Source organism: Streptomyces spongiae, from assembly GCF_009377185.1.
Classification (GTDB): Bacteria; Actinomycetota; Actinomycetes; order Streptomycetales; family Streptomycetaceae; genus Streptomyces; species Streptomyces spongiae.
Genome location: NZ_VJZC01000489.1, coordinates 1 through 7,606 on the forward strand (window position 1 = coordinate 1; position 7,606 = coordinate 7,606).

General features: G+C 72.8%; 7 protein-coding genes. 4 read left to right on the plus strand and 3 right to left on the minus strand.

All coding sequences use genetic code 11. From position 1 onward, the window contains the following. A partial coding sequence (locus tag FNH08_RS39135) for a diflavin oxidoreductase (protein ID WP_407704548.1) occupies nucleotides 1–1,120 on the plus strand: 1,120 nt, incomplete at its 5' end. Nucleotides 1,121–1,157: 37 nt separating this feature from the next. Here the strand turns inward: FNH08_RS39135 and FNH08_RS39140 are convergent. Then, nucleotides 1,158–1,763: a response regulator transcription factor gene (locus tag FNH08_RS39140; protein WP_152776285.1), complete on the minus strand. Its 606-nt coding sequence runs from the start codon at nucleotides 1,761–1,763 to the stop codon at nucleotides 1,158–1,160. Beyond that, nucleotides 1,760–2,995 carry a sensor histidine kinase gene (locus FNH08_RS39145; protein ID WP_322726197.1) on the minus strand — a complete coding sequence of 412 codons (1,236 nt, stop codon included), beginning with the start codon at nucleotides 2,993–2,995 and terminating at the stop codon, nucleotides 1,760–1,762. Before FNH08_RS39145 ends, FNH08_RS39140 begins: the two co-directional genes overlap by 4 nt. A 263-nt stretch (nucleotides 2,996–3,258) precedes the next feature. Here FNH08_RS39145 and FNH08_RS39150 point away from each other — a divergent pair, with 263 nt between their 5' ends. Then, a complete protein-coding gene (locus FNH08_RS39150) occupies nucleotides 3,259–3,891 on the plus strand; it encodes a hypothetical protein (RefSeq protein ID WP_228034629.1) in 633 nt (210 codons plus the stop codon). A 44-nt stretch (nucleotides 3,892–3,935) separates the two neighbouring features. Here FNH08_RS39150 and FNH08_RS39155 read toward each other — a convergent pair whose 3' ends face one another. Next, nucleotides 3,936–4,691, minus strand: coding sequence for a dienelactone hydrolase family protein (locus FNH08_RS39155; RefSeq protein WP_152776286.1), 756 nt, complete (start codon nucleotides 4,689–4,691; stop codon nucleotides 3,936–3,938). 222 nt (nucleotides 4,692–4,913) lie between these two features. Between FNH08_RS39155 and FNH08_RS39160 the strand changes: the two genes are divergently transcribed. Both FNH08_RS39160 and FNH08_RS39165 read left to right on the plus strand, forming a co-directional pair. After that, on the plus strand, nucleotides 4,914–6,266 hold the full coding sequence (locus FNH08_RS39160; RefSeq protein WP_152776287.1) for an MFS transporter: 1,353 nt from the start codon (nucleotides 4,914–4,916) through the stop codon (nucleotides 6,264–6,266). Continuing rightward, a partial coding sequence (locus FNH08_RS39165; RefSeq protein ID WP_152776288.1) for an alpha/beta hydrolase family protein occupies nucleotides 6,263–7,606 on the plus strand: 1,344 nt, incomplete at its 3' end. The genes FNH08_RS39160 and FNH08_RS39165, both read left to right, overlap by 4 nt.

Genomic DNA, 7,606 nt, shown 5'->3' on the forward strand with positions numbered 1-7,606 from the left:
CGCCAAGCCCGCGCCCACCACCGCCCGCCTGGTCGACAACCGGATGCTCAGCCTGCCCGGCGCGGGCAAGGAGGTACGCCGGTTCACCCTCGACACCAGCGGCACGCCCCTGACGTACGAAGCGGGGGACGCTCTCGGTGTGCGGCCGGTCAACTCCCTGGGCCTCGTGGCGGAATGGCTGGCGGTGACCGGCCTGGACGGCTCGACGGGTGTTCAGGTGAACGGAGTCGGCGCAATCCCCTTCGCCGAGGCCCTGCACCGGCACCTCGACATCACGCGGATCTCCTCCGACCTGCTCCGGTTCGTCTCCGAACGCGCCCGCGACAACCGCGAGTTGAAGAAGCTGCTGCGTCCGGACAACAAGGACGGGTTCGCCCAGTGGTCCTGGGGACGGCAGGCCGTGGACGTGGTCGCGGAGTACGCCGTGCGCGCCTCCGCGCAGGAGTGGGCCGACGTCTTCAAACGGCTCCAGCCCCGCCAGTACTCCATCTCGTCGAGCCCGCTCGTCGACCCGCACCGGATCTCGCTGACGGTGTCGGTCGTGCGGTACGAGAACCTGCACGGGCGCCCGCGCGGCGGGGTCTGCTCGCCCTTCCTCGCGGACGGCGAACCGGACATGGAGGTCCCGGTCTTCGTGCAGCGCTCCCCGCACTTCCGGCCTCCGGCGGACGACTCGACCCCCATGATCATGGTCGGCCCCGGCACCGGAGTGGCGCCCTTCATCGGCTTCCTCGAGGAGCGGCGCGCTCTCGGCCACCGGGCGCCGAACTGGCTGTTCTTCGGCGAACAGCACCGGGCCACGGACTTCTACTACGAGGACGAGCTGACCGGCTTCCTGGAGGACGGGGTCCTCGCCCGGCTCGACACGGCCTTCTCCCGCGACCAGCGCGCCAAGGTCTACGTCCAGGACCGGATGCGCGAGCACGGCCCCGAACTGTGGCACTGGCTCCAGGACGGCGCCCGCTTCTACGTCTGCGGTGACGCCTCCCGCATGGCCAAGGACGTGGACCGGGCGCTGCGGGACGTCGCGGTCACGCACGGCGGGATGAGCGAGGGTGAGGCCGCCGCGTACGTGAAGCAACTGGCGGCGGACAAGCGGTACGTGCGGGACGTGTACTGATCGCGCGGGCCACGCTCTCGGAACGGTCGCCGCCCGCTCAGATCCATCCCTGCTGCCACGCGTGGTGAGCGGCGGCGTGCCTGGTGGAGGCGCCCAGCTTGGACATCGCGGCGGAGAGGTAGTTGCGGACCGTGCCCGGCGCCAGGTGGACCTGGGTGGCGATCTCGGCGACCGACGCCCCCGTGCGGGCCGCGCGCAGGACCTCCAGTTCGCGGTCGCTCAGCGGGCAGTCGTCCTCGGTGAGCGCGGAGGCGGCGATGTCGGGGTCGACGTAGCGGCGCCCGGCGGCGATGTCGCGGATGATCTCGGCCAGGCGCGCGGCGGGCGTGGTCTTGGGGACGAAACCGCGTACGCCGGCGGACAGGGCGCGGCGCAGGACGGCGGGGCGGGCGTGCCGCGTGACCATGACGACCAGGGTGTGCGGTTCGGCGGCCCGGATCTCCTCGGCGGCGCGCAGCCCGTCGGTGGGCGGCATCTCCAGGTCGAGCACGGCGATGTCCGGGCGGTGCTCGCGGGCGAGCCGTACCGCGTCGGTGGAGGTGGACGCCTCGGCCACCACTGTGAGGTCGTCCTCCAGCGCCAGCAGGGCGGCCAGGGCACTGCGCAGGAGATCCTCGTCGTCGGCGATGAGCAGCCGGATCATCGGGTCGCTCCGCTCTCCGGGAGCGCCGAGGGCGTCGTGGACGCCGAGGACGTCGTGGAGGCGGTCGGCAGCGAGGCCACCAGCACGAAGCGGTCGCCGTCCCGGGCCCACGTCAACTCACCGCCGGCGGCGCGCAGTCGTTCGCCGAGGCCGGTGAGTCCGGTGCCCGCCGCGCCCGCGGGATGCGCGTCGGCGCCGTCGTTGCTCACCCGCAGCCGGGCGAGACTCCCGGTGACGCGGTAGTCGACCTCGGCGTGCCGGGCGTGGCTGTGCCGGAGCACGTTGGTGATGGACTCGCGCATCACCAGGCCCAGCAGGTGGCGGGCGGAGTCGGCGAGGTCCGTGCGGGCGGCCGTGGGGTCGAGCACCATCCGGGCGTCGATGTCGGCCGCGGCCAGCACCCGGACCGCGCCCGCGATCTCGTCGTCCAGTGTCGTACGGCGGTATCCGTGCACCACGGCCCTCGTGTCGCGCAGGGCGTCCGCGGACAGCCGCCGCACCTCCCGCATCTCCGCGGCGGCCCGTGCCGGGTCCACCTCGGCGAGCCGGGCCGCGAGCTCGCTCTTGAGCGCGATGACCTGGAGGTGGTGGCCCTGGATGTCGTGCAGGTCCGCGGCGAACCGCAGCCGCTCGTCCTTGACCGCCAGCTCCGCCTCCAGTCGGCGCGCCCGGTCCAGCCGCCCCGCGACGTCCCACGCCCAGAGGGGTCCGAGCACCATCCACACGGTGAACGCGACCAGCCCGGCCGGGAACAGCGCGGCGTACGCCAACTCCCCGTCGCCCTGGGCCAGACTCACGGCGCCACCCGGCACGACGGCGAGGACCGTGGCGCCGCCGATCAGCCACCGCCGGGTGCCCGCCCGGAGGTACGTCGCGCCGATCGCCACGGTCACCGCGGGCGCGACCGCCCACAGCCCGTAGTTGCGCCAGGCCAGCGGGAGCACGGCGAGCACGACCGTGGCCGTGGCAGCGGCCGACAGCCAGCCGGCGGACGGGAGTTCGGGACGTTCGTCGTCCCCCGGCCCCTGGGCCAGCCGTCCGCCGAGCAGCACCACGCTCGCCGTCGTCTCGGTCGCCAGGGCCGCGACGGCCAGGGCGCGGGCCCAGGCGGGCAGGTCCGCGTCCACGATCCAGGAACCGACCAGGAGCACCAGCACGGCCCCCGTGGTGCCCGGCACGGCCCACCAGGTGTACCGCCGGAAGCTCGTCAGTCCCGCCGCACGATCGCTCACCCCGTCATGCACCCGGTCATTGTGGCAGCGGCCGGGCGGCGTGGCGGAGTGCCGTGCGACGGCTTCCTCGTATGACGGATGTCATGCGAGGACGTGACAACGGCACACGCGGACGTGCGGCTTCGGCACTACTGACGCCGCCTCACCTCATCGAGTCTGGGGCGTGGGGAGATACCCCGCCCCGGTAAGCGGGAGCAGGTCGCCGTGCGGACACGGAACGACACACGGCACACGTCACCCGCGCACACATCAGGAGACCCGCCATGCCCGAACAGCCCCCTGCCACGACACCCGCGACACTGCCGGCCACGGCCTCCGGCGCGGCTCCCGCTCCGCGCCGCGGGCTCCACGCGCTGACGCACCGCTGGCCCACCGCGCTGGCCCTCGCCCTCATGATCGCCCTCTTCGGGAGCGACTCCGGGGACCTGAACGACGCGGTCGCCGGCTACGGGGAGTTCCTGCCTCTGCTCCCCCTGCTGTACGTGGTCATCAGCCAGGCCGGGAACCCCCGGGTGACGTGGCCGGTGCTCGGGGCGGGGGTCGTCGTCACGCTCGCCCTCCAGGCTCAGGACGCGCTCTCGCCGCCCCATGTCCTGGTCGGCGTCGCGCTGGCCGTGTTGCTCTGGGGGACGGTCCGCGGGGCGCCGCACGGGCGCGTCACCTGGGGGATCCAGGCCGCGGGAGCGCTCGTCTTCGGCGCCCTCGCCCTGACCGGTCTGGCGGTGGATCCGGAGGTGGGCCGCTGGCTGGTGGCGGCGGGCTGGTTCCTCCACGGGGTCTGGGACTTCGCCCATCTGCTGCTCGCCCGGCTGAGGGGCATCGTGTCCCGCGCGTTCGCCGAGTGGTGCGCCGTCGTGGACGTCCTGGTCGCCGTGGAGCTGGTCTTCCTGCGGTGACCTGCGGTGCCCCCCGCCGCCCGGAGAGGGGCGGCGGGGAACGGTCACAGAGAGCGGCTCAGGAGCGACAGCAGTGCCGTCCAGTGCCGTTCGGTCGCCTCGGCGTCGTACATGGCGGTGTCGGCCTGGGTGTAGCCGTGCAGCGCGCCGGAGTAGACCTCGGTGCGGTGACGGACGCCCGCCTCGGTGAGGGCCTTGTCGAGGCGTTCGATCTGCTCGGGCGGCAGGGAGTGGTCCTGGTCGGCGTGGCCGAAGTAGAGCTCGGCGGTGACGCGGTCGGCCAGCAGGTGGGGGCTGTCGGGGTCGTCGGTCGCGAGGCCGCCGCCGTGGAAGCCGGCCGCGGCGGCCACCCGCTCCGGGTGGGCCGCGGCGGTACGCAGGGCCAGGCGGGCGCCCATGCAGTACCCGGTGATGCCGACCGGCCCGTCGGCGGCCTCGGGGCGGCCGGCCAGCCAGTCGAGGTAGGCACCGGCGTCGCGTATCGCGGGCTCGGGCGTGAGTGACTGCATCACCGGGGCGATCTGCTCCCAGAGGTTCGGGCGCTCCTGGGGGTCGATGAAGTCGGGCAGGTCGAACACGGGTGCCGGGCCGTGGCGGTAGAAGAGGTTGGGGACCAGCACGGTGTAGCCGGCTTCGGCGAGGCGGTCGGCCATCTTCTTCAGGTGGGGCCGCAGTCCGAAGGCGTCCATGTAGAACAGCACCGCCGGATGCGGGGAGTTGTCGTCGGGGGAGGCCAGGTAGGCGTCGGCCGTGCCGTCCGGGGTGGGGATCTCCACGGAGGTTCCGCGCGTGGTGGTCATGGGTGCTTGCCCTCTTTCTCCTTGGGCCGATCAGGGGCCGCCGCCGGCGCCGCGGAGGCGCCCCCCACCAGGTGCTTGCAACCTACAGCAGTCCCTTTTGCGGCCGGGCGCGACGGTCCCCTGACTCAATCCCCTCATCCAACAATGTTGTGCACTTTCTTGACGATGGTCACTCTGGCGCCTAAGTTCGCGGTGTCCTTCCCCCGGTCAAGGGAGACCGCGATGCCCACGTCCCCCGTCGCATCACCGTCCACGGCCCCCGAACGAACCCGGCAGCTCCGCAGGGTCGCCCTCTCGGGGCTGCTCGGTACCGCCGTGGAGTTCTACGACTTCCTCGTCTACGGGACCGTCGCCGCCCTCGTCTTCGGCGAACTGTTCTTCCCCGGCGCCGACCCGGCCGTCGGCACCATCGCCGCTTTCGGCACGTTCGCCGCCGGTTACGTCGCCCGGCCGCTCGGCGGCATCATCTTCGGGCACTTCGGCGACCGGCTCGGCCGCAAGTCCATGCTGCTGCTCACCATGGGCCTGATGGGCGGCGCCAGTTTCCTCATCGGCCTGCTGCCCACGTACGACGCGATCGGCGTCTGGGCGCCCGTCCTGCTCATCACCCTGCGCGTCCTCCAGGGCATCGCCATCGGCGGCGAATGGGGCGGCGCCACCCTCATGGTCGTCGAGCACGCCGGTGAACGGCGCCGGGGCCTGTGGTCCAGCTTCACGCAGATGGGAGCACCGCTCGGCTCCCTGCTGTCCTCGCTCGTCGTCACCTTCGTGGTCGCGATGCCCAGGGACCAGTTCGCCGCCTGGGGCTGGCGCGTGCCGTTCCTGCTCAGTGTCGTCCTGCTGGGTGTCGGGCTCTTCGTCCGGCTCAAGGTCGTCGAGAGCCCGCTCTTCGCCGAGGTGAAGAAGGACAGCGCCGAAGCCCGGCTGCCGATCCTCGACGTACTGCGCCGCCCGCGCCCCCTGCTGCTGGCCTGCTGCGTGGGCATCGGCGCCTTCACCGCCCAGTCCCTGCTGACCAGCTACATGATCGCGTACGCCACCGGCATCGGGTACGCACGCCCGCAGGTACTCACCGCGCTGACCGTCTCCGCGTGCGTCGCCCTCGTAGTGCTGCCCTGCGCCTCCGCGCTCTCCGACCGGATCGGCCGCCGCCCGGTCGTCCTCGCCGGAGCCCTCGCATCGGCCGCGCTCGCCTTCCCCGTCCTCTCGCTCGTCGACTCGAAGTCGCCCGGACTGCTGATCCTCGCTGTCGTCCTCGGCCACGGCGTCGCCCAGTCCACGATGTACGGGCCGCTGGGCGCCCTGCTCACCGAGATGTTCGGCACCCGGGTCCGCTACACCGGAGCCTCCCTCGGCTACCAGGGCGCCACCCTCATCGGCGCCGGCTTCTCCCCGATGATCGCCGGCAGCCTGGTGGCCGGGAGCGGGGGCGGCACACCCGTCGCGCTGCTGGTGTGCGGGGGCTCCCTCATCACCGCGCTGACCGTCCTGTTCGTCCGCGAGACCAGTCGGACGTCCCTCGCCGACACCGCCGAACGCAACCCCGCCCCCCACACGGAAGAGATCTCCGCATGACACCCCGCTCCCGTACCCGCGCCGCACGTCGCACCGCCTGCGCGGCCGCCCTCCTGCTCGCCGTCACCGCCTTACCCACCACCGCCACGGCGGCCACCGCCGACACGAGCCACATCGAGGGCCAACTCCCCTCGGGCGCCACGTACATGATGGACGTGCCCGCCGACTGGAACGGCACCGTCCTGCTCTTCAGCCACGGCTACACCCAGGCGGGCTCCCCCAACCCCGCCCAGAACGCGTCGGACGCCGCCACGAAGGCCCTCCTGCTGGCGAAGGGCTACGCGCTCATCGGCTCCTCGTACGCCACCACGGGCTGGGCGGTGACGGACGCGGTCCCCGACCAGCTCGCCACCCTGAGCGCCTTCACCGACCGCTTCGGCACCGCCCGTCGCACCCTCGCCTGGGGCCGGTCGTACGGCGGACTGGTCACCACCGCGATCGCCGAGCGCGACGCGGACCGGGTCGACGGTTCGCTGTCCCTGTGCGGTCTCGTCCACGGCGGCGTCGCCAACTGGAACAACACCCTCGACCCCGTCTTCGCCCTCAAGTCGCTCCTCGCGCCCGGCTCCGACGTCCCCCTGACCGACCTGCCCGACCAGGCGGCCGCCACCGACGCGGCGAACGCCTTGACGGCCGTGGTGGATTCGGCGCAGTCGACGGCCACCGGGCGCGCCCGGATCGCCCTGGCCGCGGCCCTGCACAACATCCCGGTCTGGAACCAGCCGACGCAACCGCGCCCGGCCGAGACCGACTGGGACGCCCAGCAGGCCAACCAGTACGAGGCCGTCAAGGGCCTGCTGAAGATCGCCGCGTTCAACCGGCGGCAGGAGGCCGAGGTCCGGGCGGGCGGCAACATGTCCTGGAACACCGGGGTCGACTACGCGAAACTGCTCGGCAAGTCCTCCGTCCGCAAGGAGGTCACCGAGCTGTACAAGAAGGCGGGCCTGTCCCTGAAGGCGGACCTGGCCACCCTCAACCGCGCCCCGCGCATCAGCGCCGACCCGGACGCCGTCGCGTGGATGAGCCGTACCAGCTCCTTCACCGGCGAGCTGACCAAACCCCAGCTCTCCGTCCACACCATCGGCGACGCCCTCGTCCCCGTCCAGACGGAGAGCGCCCTGCGGCGGGCGGTCACCGCCGCGGGGTCCTCGGGCCTGTTGCGTCAGGCGTACGTCGACAACGCCGGCCACTGCACCTTCAGCCCCGCCGAACAACTCGCCGCCCTGCACACCCTGGAGGACCGCCTCACCACCGGCCGCTGGCACGGCACCGACCCCGAGTCCCTCAACTCCCGCGCCACGGCGACCGACCCGTCCACCCCCACGCGCTACGTCCCCTAC